Annotated in this window: 15 protein-coding genes; 7 read left to right on the top strand and 8 right to left on the bottom strand. The window is 70.5% G+C overall.

Annotated features, from left to right (window positions below; all coding sequences use genetic code 11):
- Window positions 1-130 precede the first annotated feature (130 nt).
- The 4 genes from grpE to ABZ851_RS21560 form a co-directional block, all read right to left on the bottom strand.
- Complete coding sequence (grpE, locus tag ABZ851_RS21575; RefSeq protein WP_361129956.1) at window positions 131-778, bottom strand: nucleotide exchange factor GrpE; 648 nt, start codon at window positions 776-778, stop codon at window positions 131-133.
- Entirely contained in the window at window positions 775-2,676 is a 1,902-nt protein-coding gene (gene dnaK / locus ABZ851_RS21570; RefSeq protein ID WP_361129953.1) for a molecular chaperone DnaK, read from the bottom strand. Before dnaK ends, grpE begins: the two co-directional genes overlap by 4 nt.
- 475 nt (window positions 2,677-3,151) lie before the next feature.
- Window positions 3,152-4,216 (bottom strand): type III polyketide synthase, encoded by a 1,065-nt coding sequence (locus ABZ851_RS21565; protein WP_361129950.1) that lies wholly within the window; start codon window positions 4,214-4,216, stop codon window positions 3,152-3,154.
- 281 nt (window positions 4,217-4,497) lie between these two features.
- Entirely contained in the window at window positions 4,498-5,706 is a 1,209-nt protein-coding gene (locus ABZ851_RS21560) for a cytochrome P450 (RefSeq protein WP_361129947.1), read from the bottom strand.
- A 380-nt stretch (window positions 5,707-6,086) separates the two neighbouring features.
- Here ABZ851_RS21560 and ABZ851_RS21555 point away from each other — a divergent pair, with 380 nt between their 5' ends.
- The 5 genes from ABZ851_RS21555 (at window position 6,087) to ABZ851_RS21535 (ending at window position 12,094) form a co-directional block, all read left to right on the top strand.
- Entirely contained in the window at window positions 6,087-6,683 is a 597-nt protein-coding gene (locus tag ABZ851_RS21555; RefSeq protein ID WP_361129944.1) for an XRE family transcriptional regulator, read from the top strand.
- Between the two features lie 279 nt (window positions 6,684-6,962).
- Complete coding sequence (locus tag ABZ851_RS21550) at window positions 6,963-8,129, top strand: EfeM/EfeO family lipoprotein (RefSeq protein WP_361129941.1); 1,167 nt, start codon at window positions 6,963-6,965, stop codon at window positions 8,127-8,129.
- Between the two features lie 5 nt (window positions 8,130-8,134).
- On the top strand, window positions 8,135-9,388 hold the full coding sequence (gene efeB / locus ABZ851_RS21545) for an iron uptake transporter deferrochelatase/peroxidase subunit (RefSeq protein WP_361130187.1): 1,254 nt from the start codon (window positions 8,135-8,137) through the stop codon (window positions 9,386-9,388).
- Window positions 9,389-9,560: 172 nt separating this feature from the next.
- Window positions 9,561-11,411, top strand: a complete 1,851-nt coding sequence (locus tag ABZ851_RS21540; RefSeq protein WP_361129938.1) for an alkaline phosphatase family protein — start codon at window positions 9,561-9,563, stop codon at window positions 11,409-11,411.
- Window positions 11,412-11,731: 320 nt separating this feature from the next.
- The gene (locus tag ABZ851_RS21535; RefSeq protein WP_361129935.1) at window positions 11,732-12,094 is read left to right on the top strand and encodes a hypothetical protein; all 363 of its coding nucleotides are present in this window, start codon (window positions 11,732-11,734) and stop codon (window positions 12,092-12,094) included.
- Window positions 12,095-12,203: 109 nt separating this feature from the next.
- Here the strand turns inward: ABZ851_RS21535 and ABZ851_RS21530 are convergent, their stop codons facing one another.
- Window positions 12,204-12,608 (bottom strand): VOC family protein, encoded by a 405-nt coding sequence (locus tag ABZ851_RS21530; RefSeq protein WP_088796157.1) that lies wholly within the window; start codon window positions 12,606-12,608, stop codon window positions 12,204-12,206.
- A gap of 147 nt (window positions 12,609-12,755) precedes the next feature.
- On the opposite strand from ABZ851_RS21530, the gene ABZ851_RS21525 reads away from it, so the two are divergent.
- Window positions 12,756-13,133 carry a hypothetical protein gene (locus tag ABZ851_RS21525; protein ID WP_361129932.1) on the top strand — a complete coding sequence of 126 codons (378 nt, stop codon included), beginning with the start codon at window positions 12,756-12,758 and terminating at the stop codon, window positions 13,131-13,133.
- A gap of 135 nt (window positions 13,134-13,268) precedes the next feature.
- Here the strand turns inward: ABZ851_RS21525 and ABZ851_RS21520 are convergent, their stop codons facing one another.
- From ABZ851_RS21520 to ABZ851_RS21510, 3 genes are all read right to left on the bottom strand, one after another.
- Window positions 13,269-13,583, bottom strand: coding sequence for an SCO5918 family protein (locus ABZ851_RS21520; RefSeq protein ID WP_361129929.1), 315 nt, complete (start codon window positions 13,581-13,583; stop codon window positions 13,269-13,271).
- 53 nt (window positions 13,584-13,636) lie between these two features.
- Entirely contained in the window at window positions 13,637-15,145 is a 1,509-nt protein-coding gene (locus ABZ851_RS21515) for a DEAD/DEAH box helicase (RefSeq protein ID WP_361129926.1), read from the bottom strand.
- Window positions 15,146-15,488: 343 nt separating this feature from the next.
- Window positions 15,489-15,692, bottom strand: coding sequence for a cold-shock protein (locus tag ABZ851_RS21510; protein WP_042152846.1), 204 nt, complete (start codon window positions 15,690-15,692; stop codon window positions 15,489-15,491).
- A gap of 401 nt (window positions 15,693-16,093) precedes the next feature.
- Here ABZ851_RS21510 and ABZ851_RS21505 point away from each other — a divergent pair, with 401 nt between their 5' ends.
- Window positions 16,094-16,993: a universal stress protein gene (locus ABZ851_RS21505; protein ID WP_361129923.1), complete on the top strand. Its 900-nt coding sequence runs from the start codon at window positions 16,094-16,096 to the stop codon at window positions 16,991-16,993.
- Window positions 16,994-17,014: the final 21 nt, after the last annotated feature.

Raw genomic sequence — 17,014 nt, 5'->3', positions numbered from 1 at the left:
ACGGACCGTGCCACGGCATGACGGAAACCGGCCCTTCCGTCGTGGTGCCACGACGGAAGGGCCGGTGAGCGGATGCGGTCCCGTCCCGTGGTCCGGCCCGGTGGTCCGAGCCGGTCCGGTCCGGAGGGTGCTATGCCCCGGCGGGCGGCTTGCCGGCCACGGTCACCTGCGCGGGACGCAACAGGTGGTCGCCCACCCGGTAGCCCTGGCGGAGGACCGCGGTGCAGACGGACTCTTCCAGCCGGTCGTCAGGGGTGTAGGTGATGGCCTCGTGGATCAGCGGGTCGAAGGGGGCGCCCGCCCTACCGAAGGGCTGGAGGCCCAGCGCCCCCAATTCGGTTTCCAGCGCCTCGGCGATGCGCCGGAAACCACCGGTCACCTCGCCCTGCTCCCCGGCCTCGGCAAGGGCGTCGAGCACGGGCAGCAGCCGGCTGAGCACATTGGCCACGGCGATCTCACCGACCGCCAGGCGGTCGCGGTGGACCCGCTTGCGGTAGTTGTCGTACTCGGCCTTCAGCCGCTGCAGATCGGCCGTACGCTCCTGGAGCTCGGCTCGCAGCGACGCGTCCTGCGACGCCGGCCGCGCGGCGGCCCCCTCCTGGCGGGACGGCCGACCGGGGTCCCGGCCGTTCCCGGGCGGCCCATCCGTGTCCTGAGCGGGCCGCTCCCCGGCCTGGGTGGCGCGGGGCGGGACCGGTCCGGGGGGTTCCTCCTGTCGGTGCCCCACGAGAGCCAGCGGCGGCTGAGGGAGGTCACGGACGTGGGTAGGACGGTTCATCGTGCGCTTCCCTCCTGCTTGTCGTCATCGACGATCTCCGCATCGACGACATCGTCCTGCTCGCCGGTGGCCGCGCCCGATCCGCCTGCCCCCTCGGAACCCTGTGCGGATCCCGGGGCCTGCGCCTGTGACTGCGCCTCGGCGTACATGGCCTGGCCCAGCTTCTGGGAGACGGTCGCGAGCTTTTCGGAGGCGGTACGCAGCTCCGCGGTGTGGTCACCTTCGGCGGACCCGTCGGCCTTCAGCTTCTCCTTCACCTCACCGATCGCGGTCTCGACCTCGGTCTTCACCTCGCCGGGGACCTTCTCCTCGTTGTCCTTGAGGAACTTCTCGGTCTGGTAGACCAGTTGCTCGGCCTGGTTGCGCGTCTCCGCGGTCTCCCGGCGGCGGCGGTCCTCCTCGGCGTGGTGCTCGGCGTCGCGGACCATCCGGTCGATGTCGTCCTTCGGCAGCGAGGAGCCGCCGGTGACGGTCATCTTCTGCTCCTTGCCCGTGCCCAGGTCCTTGGCCGTGACGTGCATGATGCCGTTGGCGTCGATGTCGAAGGAGACCTCGATCTGCGGGACCCCGCGGGGCGCCGGGGGCAGGCCGGTGAGCTGGAACATCCCGAGCTTCTTGTTGTACGCCGCGATCTCGCGCTCGCCCTGGTAGACCTGGATCTGCACGGACGGCTGGTTGTCCTCGGCCGTCGTGAAGATCTCGGAGCGCTTGGTCGGGATCGTGGTGTTGCGTTCGAGCAGCTTGGTCATGATGCCGCCCTTGGTCTCGATGCCCAGGGACAGCGGGGTGACGTCCAGCAGGAGGACGTCCTTGACCTCGCCCTTGAGGACACCGGCCTGCAGGGCGGCGCCGACGGCGACGACCTCGTCGGGGTTGACGCCCTTGTGCGGGTCCTTGCCGGTCAGCTCCTTGACCAGGTCGGTCACCGCGGGCATACGGGTCGAGCCGCCGACCAGGATCACATGATTGATGTCGGAGACCTTGATCCCGGCATCCCGCACCGCATTGTGGAACGGGGTCTTGCAGCGTTCGAGGAGATCGGCGGTGAGCTGCTCGAACTGCGAGCGGGTGAGCTTTTCGTCCAGGTGCAGGGGCCCCTCGGCCGACGCGCTCAGATACGGCAGATTGATCGTGGTCTCGGTCGCCGCGGACAGCTCGATCTTGGCCTTCTCGGCGGCCTCCCGCAGTCGCTGGGTGGCCATCTTGTCCTGGGACAGGTCGATGCCGTAGGCGTTCTTGAACTGCTTGGTGAGGTGATCGACGATCCGCTGATCCCAGTCGTCGCCGCCCAGGTGGGTGTCGCCGTTGGTGGCCTTCACCTCGACGACGCCGTCGCCGATGTCCAGGAGCGAGACGTCGAAGGTGCCGCCACCGAGGTCGAAGACCAGAATGGTCTGGTCGTTCTCCTTGTCGAGGCCGTAGGCCAGCGCCGCGGCGGTCGGCTCATTGACGATCCGCAGCACCTTCAGGCCCGCGATCTCGCCGGCCTCCTTGGTAGCGGTGCGCTGGGCGTCATTGAAGTACGCCGGAACGGTGACCACCGCATCCGTCACGTCCTCGCCCAGGTATTCCTCGGCATCGCGCTTGAGCTTCTGCAGCACCCGCGCGGAGATCTCCTGCGCGGTGTACCGCTTGCCGTCGATGTCGCCGCTCTCCGGGAAACGCCACTGCGCCTCGCCCATGTGGCGCTTGACCGACCGCGCGGTGCGGTCGACATTGGTCACGGCCTGCCGCTTGGCGATCTCGCCCACCAGCACCTCGCCGCCCTTGGCGAACCCGACCACCGACGGGGTGGTCCGGGCCCCCTCGGCGTTGGTGATCACGATGGGCTCACCGGCCTCCAGCACGCTGACCACCGAGTTCGTCGTACCAAGGTCAATACCCACTGCACGTGCCATGGTCTTCTCCTCGTCTTGCGGCCGACTCCCGGAGCCGGCACCGCCCGGCACCGGGGCCCGACGCCTGCAGGCCCCTGGCGGACGCCGGACCGGAACGCCCAGGTCGCCCCGCGGCTTCCCCGGCACGCCCTCTCACCTGCTGATATGGAGGCGGGCCATACCTCGTCGTCCGTATGATTCGTACATAAAACGCATAGGCGTATATGTCAAGATATTCCTGTTCAAGGCATATACACGGTATGCGCGAATTACCGCCGTGCTCCCGCTGGCTGCCGCAGTCGGGTGGCGCTCGATCCGGTGACGGCGGCCGGCCGGGGCATGCCAGACCGAGCGGGGCATGCCGGACCGGCCGGGAGAGGCCCGGCCGGCCGGAGGGGAGAGGGTCATGACGGCCACGGCGGCGGACGGTGGAACGGATCCGCGCTCCGCCCGGTGTGCCCGGCGGCTCACCTGCCGGGCACACCGAGCGGTCGGGTCATGCCGCCGGCGCAGGGGCGGAGGACCAGGTGCCCAGGGCCATCTCGGCGGTGATGCCGGGGCCGAAGCCGGCCAGCAGGCCGCGCTGGCCGTCGAGGGCCGACGCTTCGTCGAACATGCGCGCCAGGGCGTCGAGCACCACCGCGCTGGCGATGTTGCCGTACTCGGTCAGCGTCGCGCGGCTGAAGCGGAACGCCTCCGGAGGGACCTCGAGGAAGCGGCACAGGTCGTCCAGGATGCGCGGACCGCCCGCGTGGACGATGTAGAAGTCCAGGTCGCCCGCGTCCCATTGGTGCTGCTCGGCGACGGCGCGCAGGGCGGGGGCGAGCGGTTCCATGGTCCCGGGTACGCGCTTGTCCAACTGGAAGTGGAAGCCGGTGGACCGGACCGCGTAGGAGATCCAGTCCTCGGTGTTCGGGATCAGGTACGAGCTGTTGCGCTCCAGCCGGACCCCGGTGCCACCGCTCCCGCGGACCACGGCGGAGGCGACCGCGTCACCGAAGAGGCCGTTCGACAGCAGCGACCCCACACCCAGATCCGTGGGCTGGTAGCACAGCGAGCAGAACTCACACGCGACGATGAGCACGTTGGCGTCGGGGTACGCCGTGCAGAAGTCGTGCGCCCGGTTGACCGCCGCGCCCCCTGCCGCGCAGCCGAGTTGGGCTATCGGCATCTGCCGGGTCTCCGACCGGAAGCCCAGGGTGTTGATGAGCCAGGCGGTCAGGGACGGCATCATGAAGCCGGTGCAGGAGACGTAGACGATGAGGTCGATCTCCTGCGGCTCCAGCTCGGCCTGGTCGAGTGCCTTGCGGACCACGGCGGGCACGCGGGCCTTGGACTCCTCTTCGTAGACCGCGCTACGGGCATCGAGCCCCGGATGCTTGAGCACCTTGTCGATCGGCTGGATCAGATGCCGCTTGAGGACGCCGGTGTTCTCGATCAGCCGCAGGATCAGCCTCAGCTGCGTGTGGTCCTTGTGCAGCCGTTGCGCGAGTTCGAGGGTGTCGTCTTGGGTGATGACGTATTCAGGGACCGCGATTGCTGGTTTGCACAGAACCGCCATGAGATGCACTCCTTGCAGACTGTGGCCCCTCGGGGATTCCCTGCGCTGAATTCGAGTCGTTTTCCTTTCGGCCGGTGGTATCCGTCGCGGTAACTCGCCCATGCGGAGCGGGCGAAGGAACCATGTGCGGATCCGGCGGTTCGAAAAGGACGACCCCGGAAGGGAATCGGGCGGGCCAGCCGTCGAAGAATGAACTCTCCCCGTGCTGGTGGATTGATCTTTCCGAGTAGTAACCGTACGCCAGGCGGGTGGAATCTGCATTTTGCGGCCGTGGCTCACCGTTACCAAGTGACCGGCAGCTCCAGCGGATAGCGCCAGATCGAGGTGGTGTTCCAGCGGACTTCCTCGGCAGGCTGTGCCAGCCGGAGATCCGGGAAGCGGTCGAGGAGGGTTTTGAGGGCGACTTCGAGCTCCGTGACCGCGAGCGGGGCGCCCAGGCAGTGGTGTCCGCCCCAGCCGAACGTCATGTGGGCGGTGCGGCCCTCGCGTTCCAGGTCCAGTTCGTCGGGCCGGTCGAACTTCCGGCTGTCCCGGTTGGCCGTCAGATAGGAGACGTGCACGATGTCCCCGGCCCGGATCGTCACACCGCTCAACTCCACGTCCTCCGTGGCGACGCGGGGGATGCCGACGCCCTTGCGGAAGGGGATGAACCGCAGCATTTCGTCCAGCGCCTGCGGAAGCATCTCGGGACGGGAGCGCAGCATCGCGAGCTCCTTGGGCCGGGTGAGCAGCGTGTAGGCGAGGTTGCCGATCTCGTAGGTGGTGGTGTCCTGGCCGGTGATGAGCAGGACCATGGCCATCACGGTCAGTTCCTGGTCATTGAGGATCTCATCCCCGTCCCGAGCCGTGGCCAGGGCGCTGATCAGGTCTTCTCCCGGGTGCTGACGCCGCTTCGCGGTCAGCGTCTCGAAGTAGGCCCGCATGTCGGCCTTGGCCCGGACGGCGCGCTCCCGGTTCTCGACGGTCACGTTCATCATGGTCCGGGCGTGTGCGCGCAGCTGCGCCTGGTCGCGCTCGGGGATGTCGAGGACCTCGCAGATCGTCGTCAGGGGCAGCGGGTTCGCCAGGCTCTCCATCAGATCGGCGGGCGGACCCTGCGCGGCCATCCGCTCCAGCAGCTCGTCCACGACATGCTGGGTGCGGGCCCGCATGCGCTCCACATGACGCGGGGCGAACGCCTTGGAGACCAGGCTCCGCAAGCGGCTGCTGGCGGGCGGGTCCATCACGTTGATCGCCTCATCCTGGACGATCGGCTCGGGCGTCATACGGGGAAAGTCCCGGCCGATGACGGCGCTCCGGCTGAAGCGCCGGTCGGTCGTCACCGTGCGTACGTCGTCGTACTTCGTGACCAGCCATGCCTCGCCCTCCCCGTGGGGCAGCCGGATGCGGGCGACCGGTTCTTCGGTCAGCAGGCGCTTGAGCGTCGGATCGAATTCCAGGCCCTCCGCATAGTCGAACGGGCAGTTCCAGACGTGAGGTCCGGGTTCCATGGTGAGCTCCCGACGTGAGAAGGGACGAGTGAATTCACCGCGTGCGAAGAAAGACCGGGCGCACGCATGCGGTCGTATCGGGCCGCCGGCCAGAAACACGCCGATTCATCCCGGTCAGCGAAAAGCGGAGATGCGGGGGCGGCTTTTCCTTCCTGCGCGGGCAATGGCCTGACGGAGGCCTTTGTCCTGCCGTTCCACAGTGACTTACGGACAGTGGTGGGTGGTCGGTGTGGTGCGCCAATCGGGTGATCTCCGCGGCTCCCGCCCGGCGGGGTCCGGTGCGTACCGGCGAGGAAGCCGGGCGCGGCCGGGTCGGAGTCGGTGCGGCGCACCTCCTCGCCGACTTGACAAAAGTTGTTGCCGGGTCGGCAAATGGAACCATGGCGGACGATGACATTCCCGGTGTACTCAACGCGGTCGGCCCGCGGCTACGGGCGCTGCGGCGGGAGCGCGGGGCCACCCTGGCGCAGCTGAGCGAGGTCACCGGCATCTCGCTCAGCACTCTTTCGCGCCTGGAGTCCGGGCAGCGCAAACCGACCCTCGAACTCCTGCTCCCGCTCGCCAAGGCCCACGGAGTGCAGCTGGACGAGCTGGTCGGGGCACCGGCCACCGGCGACCCCCGGGTCCATCCGCGCCCCTTCACCCGCAACGGACAGACCTTTGTGCCGCTGACCCGTCACCTCGGCGGTCTGCACGCCTTCAAACACATCCTCCCCGCCAGGAAAACCACCGGCACACGGCCTGAACTGCGCACCCACGAGGGCTACGAGTGGCTTTACGTCCTCTCCGGCCGGCTGTGGCTGGCTCTCGGTGACCACGACCTCGTCCTCACCTCCGGCGAGGCCGCCGAATTCGACACCCACACGCCGCACGGCTTCGCCAACGCCGGGCCGCATCCCGTGGAATTCCTCAGCCTCTTCGGGGCACAGGGCGAGCGGATGCACGTCCGCGCCGCTCCTCACCCCGGCTCCGCCTGACCGACCCGGCCGGCCCGCCGAACTCGCGCACGGCAACGGTCCGATGAACCACCAGGAAAATCTTGGCATCCCTTCCAGGGAAAGCGTGTTCGCGCGCACCGCGCTGTCTAGCATGTGCAGCGTTGCCGTCGGCCCTGGCGGAACGCTCCGGGCCGCGGCCCTTTCCCCATCCTGCGCCACGCCCGTCATCGCGTGGCGGGAACGACCCCCGGGAGGCTCGGAGTGCCGCGGACCGCTCTCGGGAAGCTGCGGTCCCCTCGTGTCCGGTGGAGCGGGGGCGTGGTCCTGGCCGGCGGGCTGCTGGCGGCGCTGGTGCCGGTGCTGTCCGGTGACCCGGAGGGCGCCGCGGGGCAGGGGCAGGCCGCCGCGACGGACGGGCTGCGGCACACCACCGTCGAGGTGTCGCCGGGCGGCTGCGGCCGGGGATGGGGCGACCCCCGCGCCGGCACCCAGGTCTTCGATCTGCACAACACCTCCGCCGCGGCGGCCGAGGTCTCCCTCACGTCCCCGCGCAGCGGCGCCGTGTACGGCGAGGTGGAGGGCATCGGCCCCGGAACCACGCGGCACCTGCGGGTCCGGCTGGGCCGGGGCTCGTACGCCTTCAGGTGCCTGCCGGACGACGCCGACGCGGTCACGGGCCCCACGGTCCGTATCGACGGGGGTGGTCGGGCCGGCCCCGCGGCCGCCCCGGTCACCGAGCATGATCTGATCCCCCCGGCGCTCGACTATCAGAAGTGGGTCGCGGGCGGCCTGGACGACCTCGTCGGCCTGACCGGGACCCTGCGGGCCGCCCTCGCGCGCGGGGACCTGGCGGCAGCCCGGGACGCCTGGCTGCCCGCGCACCTCGCCTACGAACGGCTGGGCGCGGCATACGGGGCCTTCGGCGACGCGGACCAGCAGATCAACGGCACCAGCGCCGGTCTGCCGGACGGCGACCGCGACCCGGAATTCACCGGCTTCCACCGCATCGAATACGGGCTGTGGCACGGGCGGTCCGCCGACTCCCTGCGCGCACCGGCCGCCGCTCTCGACGACGCCGTCCGCAAGCTGCGGGACCACTGGGCGCAGACGCGGATGGAGCCGGCGGACCTCGGCCTGCGGGCACACGAGATCCTGGAGAACACGCTGCAGTCCGAGCTGACCGGACGGACCGACTACGGCAGCGGCAGCACCCTCGCCACCGCCCGCGCCCACCTCGACGGAACCCGGGCCGTCCTCACCCGGCTGCGCCCCCTGCTGGTGACCCGGTACCCTCAACTGCCATACGTGGAGCGGGAGTTGAACCGGACAGAGCGACTGCTCGACGGCTTCCGGAAGGACGGACGGTGGCCGGCCCTGAGCCATCTGGACCGCGCTCAGCGGGAGCGGACCGACGCGGTGTTCGGAGACCTGGTGGAACGGCTGGCGTCGGTGGCGACGCTGTGCGACGCACGGAGAACGGTGTGAAGGACATGAGCGGTGTCGGCCGGCGGGGCTTCCTCCGGGGAGCGGCGCTCGCCGGGGCCGGACTCGCGGCCGGTGGTGCCGCGTCCGCCGACGACGGCCCGCACCAGGCCGGTGCACCGGCCCTGATGACCGGCCCCGGGCCGGTCCCCGGGGCCGCATCACGGGTGCCCTTCCACGGCCCGCGCCAGGCCTCCGTACTCGCGCCGCCCCGCCGGGTCACGGCGTACACCGCGTTCGATGTGACCGCGCAGAACCGCCGGGAACTTGCCGAGCTGATGCGTACCGTCACCGCACGTGCCCGGTTCCTGACCGGCGGCGGGATACCGGAGCCGGTGGGCATCACCGGTCCGCCCACCGATTCGGGCCTCCTGGGCGCCCAGGTCCCCGCGGGCGGGCTGTCGGTGACCCTCGCCGTGGGCGCGTCGCTGTTCGACGACCGGTTCGGGCTGCACGGGCGGGCGCCGCGCCGGCTGACCGCCATGCCCCCCTTCCCCGACGACGACCTGCGGTCCGACTGGTGCCACGGCGACCTGAGCCTCCAACTGTGCGCGGACGACACGGACACCGTGCTGCACGCCCTGCGTGATATCGCCCGGCACACCCGGGGCGGCATGCAGGTGCGCTGGCGGCTGGACGGGTTCACCAGCCCGCCCCGGCCGTCCGGGACGCCGCGCAACCTCATGGGCTTCAAGGACGGCACGGCCAACCCCGATGCCCGCGCCGCCCGGGAGATGGACCGCCTGGTGTGGGTCGGCGCACGGGACGGTGAGCCGGAGTGGGCGGTCGGCGGCAGCTACCAGGTGGTGCGGCTGATCCGCATGCTGGTGGAGTTCTGGGACCGGGTGTCGCTGACCGAGCAGGAGCGCATGTTCGGCCGCTCCCGGGAGACCGGGGCGCCGCTGGACGGCGACCGGGAACACGACACCCCCGACTATCCGGGCGACCCCAAGGGCGAGGTGATCCCCCTGGACAGCCATATCCGGCTGGCCAATCCACGCACCCCGTCCAGCGCCGGCCAGCGGATCCTGCGCCGGGCCTACAACTACGACAGGGGCATGGACAGCAACGGGAATCTCGACATGGGCCTGCTGTTCTGCTGCTACCAGCGCGACCTCGCCCGCCAGTTCGAGACCGTACAACGACGGCTGGCCGGCGAGCCGCTGACGGACTACATCTCGCCCTTCGGGGGCGGCTACTTCTTCGCGCTGCCGGGCGTGCGCGAGGAGAAGGACTGGTACGGCCGGGCCCTGCTGGCCTGAAACAGCGGATGCCGTTGTCCTTCGAAGGGTCAACACCCGGTCAAGGTTTGTCCTGGCATACCTGACTCACTGTTCACTCCAGCGTCATGATGGCTCTGCCGGACCGCCGTCCGCCCGGCAGAGCATCCCGCCGTACAGCACCATCACGTCCCGGCCCGGAGGGTGAACCAGCATGGCCAGTAGGGGAAGACGAGCAGTAATACGGCGTCTGGGGGCCCTCACGGGTGCCGCGGCCCTCACGGTCCTGGGCGCGGGTGCGCCCTCATGGGCCGCCGGGCCGCAGCACCCCGATTCCTCCCGTACGGCCACGCCCGTCAAGCACGTGGTCGTGCTCTTCGACGAGAACATCTCGTTCGACCACTACTTCGCGACCTACCCGAAGGCCGCCAACACCGACGGCACCAAGTTCACCGCCTCCCCGCACACGCCCCGGGACATCGACAACCTGCGCACCGCCGGGCTGCTGAAGCACAACCCCAACCAGTACGCGCCCAAGCGCCTCACGCCACAGCAGGCCATGACCTGCGACCAGACCCACGACTACGGGCCCGAGCAGTACGCGTACAACGGCGGCAAGGCCGACCGGTTCGTCCAGAACACCGACTCCGGCAAGTGCTCCGGCGGGCTCTACGGCGAGCCCGGCCTGGTGATGGACTACTACGACGGCAACACCGTCACCGGCCTGTGGAACTACGCCCAGCACTACTCCCTCGGCGACCGCTCCTTCAGCTCGGTCTACGGCCCCTCCACCCCGGGCGCCATCAACCTGGTCTCCGGCCAGACCCACGGCGTCGTCTCCATGGACCCTGCCTCCGGCACCGAAGCCCCGCGGCGGACCGCCACCCCCGACGCGTACGCCGTGCAGTCACCCGACGCACGGGGCGTCGGCACGATGATCAACGACCCGGACCCGGCATACGACGACTGCTCCAACAAGGACCACACCGGCAAGAACGCGGTCGCCGCCATGAAGGGGCGCAACATCGGCGACGTCCTCAACTCCCGTCATGTCAGCTGGGGATGGTTCCAGGGCGGCTTCCGGCCCGGCACCGGATGGGACGGCAAGCCGGACCACTACGCCAAGTGCGGCGGGACCACGCACACCAACGTCGGGGGAGCGGCGGTCGTCGACTACAGCCCGCACCACAACCCGTTCGAGTACTACAAGTCGACCGCCAACCCGCACCATCTGCCGCCGAAGAGCGTCGACGAGGTCGGGCACGCCGGGCGGGCCAACCACAACTACGACCTGAGCGATTTCGACGCCGTCCTCAAGGCGGGCAAGCTGCCGGCCGTCAGCTTCCTCAAGGCCCCCGAGTACCAGGACGCCCACGCGTCCTACTCCGACCCGGTCGACGAACAGCACTTCCTCGTCGACCGGATCAACCGCATCCAGCAGTCGCCGCAGTGGAAGGACACCGCCGTCGTCGTCGCCTATGACGACTCCGACGGCTGGTACGACCACGCCTTCGCCAAGCCGCGCAACGGCTCCACGGACACCTCCACCGGCTCCAACGGCAAGGCCACCGACAGCCCCGCCTGCCAGGCGGGTCCCGCGGCCGCCGGCGGCTATGCGGACCGCTGCGGCCCCGGCACCCGGCAGCCGCTGCTGGTCATCTCCCCGTACAGCAGGGTCAACAAGATCGACCACACCCGGACCGAGCAGACCTCGATCATCAAGTTCATCGAGAACAACTGGCACACCGGCCGGATCGGTGATGCCTCCTTCGACGCCCGGGCCGGCTCACTGAACGGCATGTTCGACTTCCGGCACCCCAATAACAAGCAGGTGCTGCTCAACGCGGACGGCTCGGTCAAGTCGGTCGGCCCGATCCGGCCCGTCGCACCGGTCGCCACGACCATCGACCCGGGCGCCTCGCTGGAGAACCTGGCCTCGGCCGGCGAACCGTCCGGCTTCCCCCTGCTCCCGGTGGGTGTCGGCGCGGCCGTGGTCGCGGCAGGCGTCACCGGCACCTTCCTGGTACTGCACCGGCGCAAGGAGCACCACCACCGGACCGCCTGATCCGAGCGGACGAGCCCGGCGACGGACCACCGTCCCTACGAAGGCTGCCTGCCCGGTGCACGGGCCGGGAGGACTCGCAGGGACGGAGGGTGACCCCGCGACCACGTATCGGCGCCCTGGCTGAGATGCGGATGATCCGGTCGGCCCGCAGGCTGGACGTGGGGGAGTCTTCGGCGCGTGGGTCATAGCGGCATGAGCACGGCACACGGGCCGGAGGACTGCAGGACGCGAGGGCTTGCCGCCCCTGCGCAGGCCGGTCGGCCACCGCGTGGGGCGCGGGACGGCGCCGCCCGTTGGCGACGCCAACCAAGGGAGCAGACATGACCAAGGACCGGAAGTCGCACCCGAGGACGGGTGAGGGCCCCAGTACGCACAAGGGCACCGAGCAGCACGGCTGGTCGCCCGATGTCGACCAGACCGAGCAGCAGAAGAACGAGAGCGCGCACAGGTCGTTCCACCCCGAGCGCTATGCGCCCGGGAAGGACCGCAGCAAGGAGACGTCCGGGCAGGAGAAGGTGCCGCCGGCGAGCGAAGTGGAGAGCGAGACGCGCAGCGGCGAGAAGCACGCTGCCAAGAGCGATGAGAAGGGCATGCGGGACATGGGGCCGAAGGGTCCTTCGCGCCGCCCCAGCGGCGGCCGGGACACCGAAGCCCACACGGGGGTCGACCCGCAGAACCCTTGAGGGCCACGGCACCGTCCTCGACGGGTGCTGCCAGAACCCCTTCCGTGCCTACCGAGCGGGCCGGAACCCTGGGCAAGGGTCCCGGCCCGCGGCCTGTTCGCGGCGCGCCTCAGTTCGCCTGCCCCAGGGAGTGCCCTTCGCTCGCGGCGAGCACGAAGGGGTGGCCCGCGGGGTCCGAGTAGCGGCGGGCGTCGTACGGCCCGCCGTTCTCGCGGGTCTGCAAGGGCCGTGCCCCCAGGCTGACCGCCTCGCGCTCCGCCTCGTCCATGTTGTCCTGCGGGACGAGGAAGTGCAGATGCGCCTGTTGTGAGTCATCGGGCCGGGGCCAACTCGGCGGCGCCGCACCGCGGTCCCGCCGTATCGCGAGATGGACGGTGCCGCCTTCGACGACCTCGATGTAGTCCGGGCTGGTCCCGACCCGCACCTCTCCGCCGAGGAACTGCGCGTAGAAATCCGCCAGCGCCGCGTGCTCCGCGCAATCCAGTACCAGGACGCTGGTCTTGGCTATGGCCATCCGCCGCTTCCCTTCCTGCTCGACGGGCACCCCGCCCGCCCCGTTCGGACGGGTACCCCGTAAGGGCTCCGGCACTCCGGGGGAAGCGGCGCGGCTCTCGCGCGCATGTGCTGCCAAGGGCCGGTCACGGCAGTAAAGTCTGCTGCCATGTCGAAGCCCGACGAACTGCTCGTCGACATCGCCGCCATGGTGGAGTCGGAGCAGAGCAACCAGATGTCCCTCACCGTTGCGGTCCAAGGCGCCGTCCTCACCGGGCGGTTGGCGCCCGAGGCCGTGTGGCGGCAACGCGTGGCCGAGGTCCTTGAGGGATCGGAACGGCTGGGGCCGTTCTCCTCGCTCTTCTCCTCAGCCGGTACGCACTCCCGCCCGCCCCACCGGAGCGGTCCGCCCACCCATCTGCACTTCCATGTGGCGAGGATCCTGCAGGGAAGCTTCGGCCTCCCCGAGACCGGCGGGATGTACCGCGTCGCGATCGAGGATGTGGGCGCCTGGACGGTGGGCGACTTCCGCTACTCCGACCGCTGAGCGCTGACGGCTCGCCAGACGGCATAAAGGAACGGCACAACGGCACAACGGCATGACGTCATCAGCCGTGACGGTGACGCCATGCCACGGTGACGCCATGCCGCTGTGTTGCTGTGCCGCAGTGCTGCCGGGGTGTCAGGCTTCCGGAGTCCGGTCAGGGGACGCCGGCCCCTGGAGCAGGTCCGACGCCTCCTCGAGCGGGGTGCGGGCGGCCGGGGCCGCGGGGCGGCAGGTGAACCCGAGGCGGGTCATCGCCCGGGTCACCTCGCCGGCCGTGAAGTCACGACGGTCCTGCCCGGTGATGACCTCCCCGACCTGCTTGACGGGGTAGTGACGGCTGCCGATCTGCACGGACTCACCCGTGACGGGCTCGGGCTTGATGCCCTTCATCGCATCCTGCACCTCGGTCTTGATCAAGTCGAAGGGGAAACGGGCGATGACGACGCGCATAGTGCCTCTTCAGGGTCGAGGAGAAGCCGGAAACGGGCGGGCGGAGCGGGTGGTCATGACGCCTTGCCGCCGGACCGCTGCCGCGGGGACGCCCCGGTCGCGGTACGGGGCGATCCTGCGGAGCGACGGGCCTGGGCGGAGCGGCTGCGGCGGCCGCGGGTGGAGGAGCCGCTGCGCTTTGGACGCTCGACGACCGGTGCGGCGATGGTGACGGGAACCCCGGAAGGGGCCTGGGCGCCGGTGATGCGGCTCAGCTCGGCCTCCCCGGAGCGGACCTGGGTGGACTGCGGGGTGATACCCGCGTCGGCCATCAAGCGGTCCATCTCGCGGCGCTGGCTGGGCAGGACGAGGGTGACGACGCTGCCGGACTCGCCGGCCCGCGCGGTACGGCCACCGCGGTGCAGGTAGTCCTTGTGGTCCGTGGGCGGGTCGACGTTGACGACGAGGTCGAGGTTGTCGACGTGGATGCCGCGGGCCGCGACGTTGGTGGCCACCAGGACCGTGACCTGGCCGGTCTTGAACTGGGCCAGGGTCCGGGTGCGCTGGGGCTGGGACTTGCCGCCGTGCAGTGCCGCGGCGCGCACACCGCTGTTCAGCAGGTGCTTGGTGAGCTTGTCCACGGCGCGCTTGGTGTCCAGGAACATGATCGACCGGCCCTCACGCGCGGCGATCTCCGTCGTGGTGGCGTGCTTGTCGGCGTCGCGGACATGCAGCAGGTGGTGCTCCATCGTGGTGACGGCACCCGCCGAGGGGTCGACGGAGTGGACCACGGGGTCGGTCAGGTAGCGCCGGACCAGCAGGTCGACGTTGCGGTCCAGGGTGGCCGAGAAGAGCATCCGCTGCCCCTCGGGACGGACCTGGTCGAGCAGGGCGGTGACCTGGGGCATGAAGCCCATGTCGGCCATCTGGTCGGCCTCGTCCAGCACGGTGATGGCGACCTGGTTCAGGCGGCAGTCACCCCGGCCGATGAGGTCCTTGAGCCGGCCCGGCGTCGCGACGAGCACTTCGGCACCGGCGCGCAGCGCACTCGCCTGCCGGCCGATCGACATCCCGCCGACGACGGTGGCCAGCCGCAGCGACAGCGACCGGGCGTAGGGGGTCAGCGCATCGGTGACCTGCTGCGCCAGCTCGCGGGTGGGGACCAGCACCAGGGCGAGCGGCCGCCCGGGCTCGGCGCGCTGCCCGGCGGTACGGGCCAGCAGGGCCAGACCGAAGGCGAGCGTCTTGCCCGAGCCGGTGCGCCCACGGCCCAGCACGTCGCGGCCGGCCAGCGAGTTCGGCAGCGTGGCGGCCTGGATCGGGAAGGGGGACGTCACCCCTTCCGCGGTCAGCGCCGCCAGCAGCGCGGGCGGCATGTCCAGGGCGGCGAAGTCCTCGGCCGGGGGCAGTGCGGGGGTGTGCGTGACGGGCAGCGCGAACTCTTCCGGTCGTGCGGCGGGCCGGCGCCGCTTGGCACCGGACCGGTTCGACGCCTGCGAGCGGTAGCCGCCGCGGCCGGAGCCGGCGGAGCCGTTGGAACGGTTCCGGGAGGAGCGGTCGTTCGGGCGAGCTGTGCGGTTCATGAAGAACCTTCCTCGATGCGGTACGTCGAAGAATTCCCGGCAGCTTTCAGCCACACACAAAAGAATCGCAGCACGGACCGTAGAAAACAGATGGAACGAGGCGGGGCGGAATCGACCGCCGACGCGTGAAAAAGCGCCGCCGCAAAGGGAGGCGGACACGGTGCCGGAGCACGGAACCGGACGGACTGCCGTGCTGCCGCAGCGGGCAGCGGTTCGGCGCCGAGCAGGCTGCCCCCTGTCGCTCGTGCGGCCGCGACGGCACGCACAGCGCATTCCGCAAAGGGCAACGAGCTGGGGCCCGCACCCAAGGTGCGGGCCCCAGCTGCGGTGTGACGCGTCAGTGTCAGGCGGGGAGGATGTTCTCGGCCTGCGGGCCCTTCTGGCCCTGCGTGACGTCGAAGGTCACCTTCTGGCCCTCCTGCAGCTCACGGAAGCCCTGGGTGGCGATGTTCGAGTAGTGGGCGAAGACGTCAGCGCCGCCGCCGTCCTGCTCGATGAAGCCGAAACCCTTTTCCGAGTTGAACCACTTCACGGTGCCGGTAGCCATGTCATATCTCCTTCGGGGCAGTGCCCGGGGCCGCACTGTGCGGACCCCGCGTCGCCGCGATGATTGCCCCTCCGGAAAACCGGAAATACAAAAGCGTTCCCGCCGGCCTGGAAAGCCGACGAGGTAGCGTGAAGTCTTTGGGAACCACAACTGCAACTGAGATCGACAGTAGCACGGCACCAGCGGCCCCGCGCGGCTGTTGCTCCCGCCCATTCCGGCCGGAAAATCCCTGCCGGACCGGCAGATGTCCGGCGTCCACGGCCCCCGGACCGGTCGCAGCGGCGGGTGGGGCCCGGTGTCACCGGCCGCGGCAGCGGGCCCCGTACGGCGTGGCAGGCCGCGGTGATCCGGGCCACGATGGGGAGGTGGGGCGGAGACGTCGTACCCGGTCGGAGGCGGCCATGGAGCCGGAAGTCATCACCGTGGGAGTCGACGGCTCGCCGGAGAGCCTGGCGGCCGCGCACTGGGCCGCTGACGAAGCGGACCGGCGGCAGTGGGCGCTGCGGCTTCTCCATGCGTGGATACTGCTGGCCGCCGAGGCGCCGCACGCGTCCGCGGACCGGGACCGGAACGCCGGCGCCCGGGAGGTCGTGCGCCGGGCCCGGGACGAGGTGCGCGAACGCCGTCCGGGCCTGCGGATCATCGAGGACCTGGTGGGGGCGGAGGCCGAACCGGCGCTGCTGGGCGCGGCCGGCGACTCGCGGATGGTCGTGCTCGGATCGCGGGCGCTCGGGCCGTGGGAGAGCTACGTACTCGGCGATGTGAGCCTGAACGTGGTGGGCCGGGCCAAAGGGCCGGTCGTCCTCGTCCGGGAGGAGGGCGGGCGCAGAAAACCCCCGCGCCACGGACGGCCGGGCGGCCTGCCGTCCGCCCCCGAAGCGCGGGTCGTCGCCGGCCTCAGCCTGAACGGCCCGTGCGAGCGGATGCTCGGCTTCGCCTTCGACGCCGCGGCGAGCCGGGGGCTTGCGCTGCAGGCCGTTCACGGGCGTCCGTTCCCCGTGCAGGCCTACACCCCGTGGGGCCTGGACCCCGATGCCGCGACGGAACTCACCAAGGAAGCGGATGCCGAGCTGCAGGACGCGTTGGGTCCGTGGTGTGAGCGATTCCCCGACGTGACGGTGCAGCGGACCGTTCTGCCGGAGAATCCGACCCGGGCCCTGGTCCAGTCGGTCTTCGGGGCCGAACTGCTGGTGGTCGGCTGCAAACTGCACCGTCCCCCGCTCGCGCCACGCGTCGGCCCGGTGGCGCACGCCGCCATCCACCATGTGACCTGCCCGATCGCGGTGGTCCCGCACGAATGACCGGTCCCCGGCGAGCGCGCG

This window comes from Streptomyces sp. NPDC047049 (genome assembly GCF_040643995.1).
In the GTDB taxonomy this organism is placed as follows: domain Bacteria; phylum Actinomycetota; class Actinomycetes; order Streptomycetales; family Streptomycetaceae; genus Streptomyces; species Streptomyces mooreae.
This window is presented reverse-complemented; position numbering and strand designations above follow the sequence as displayed.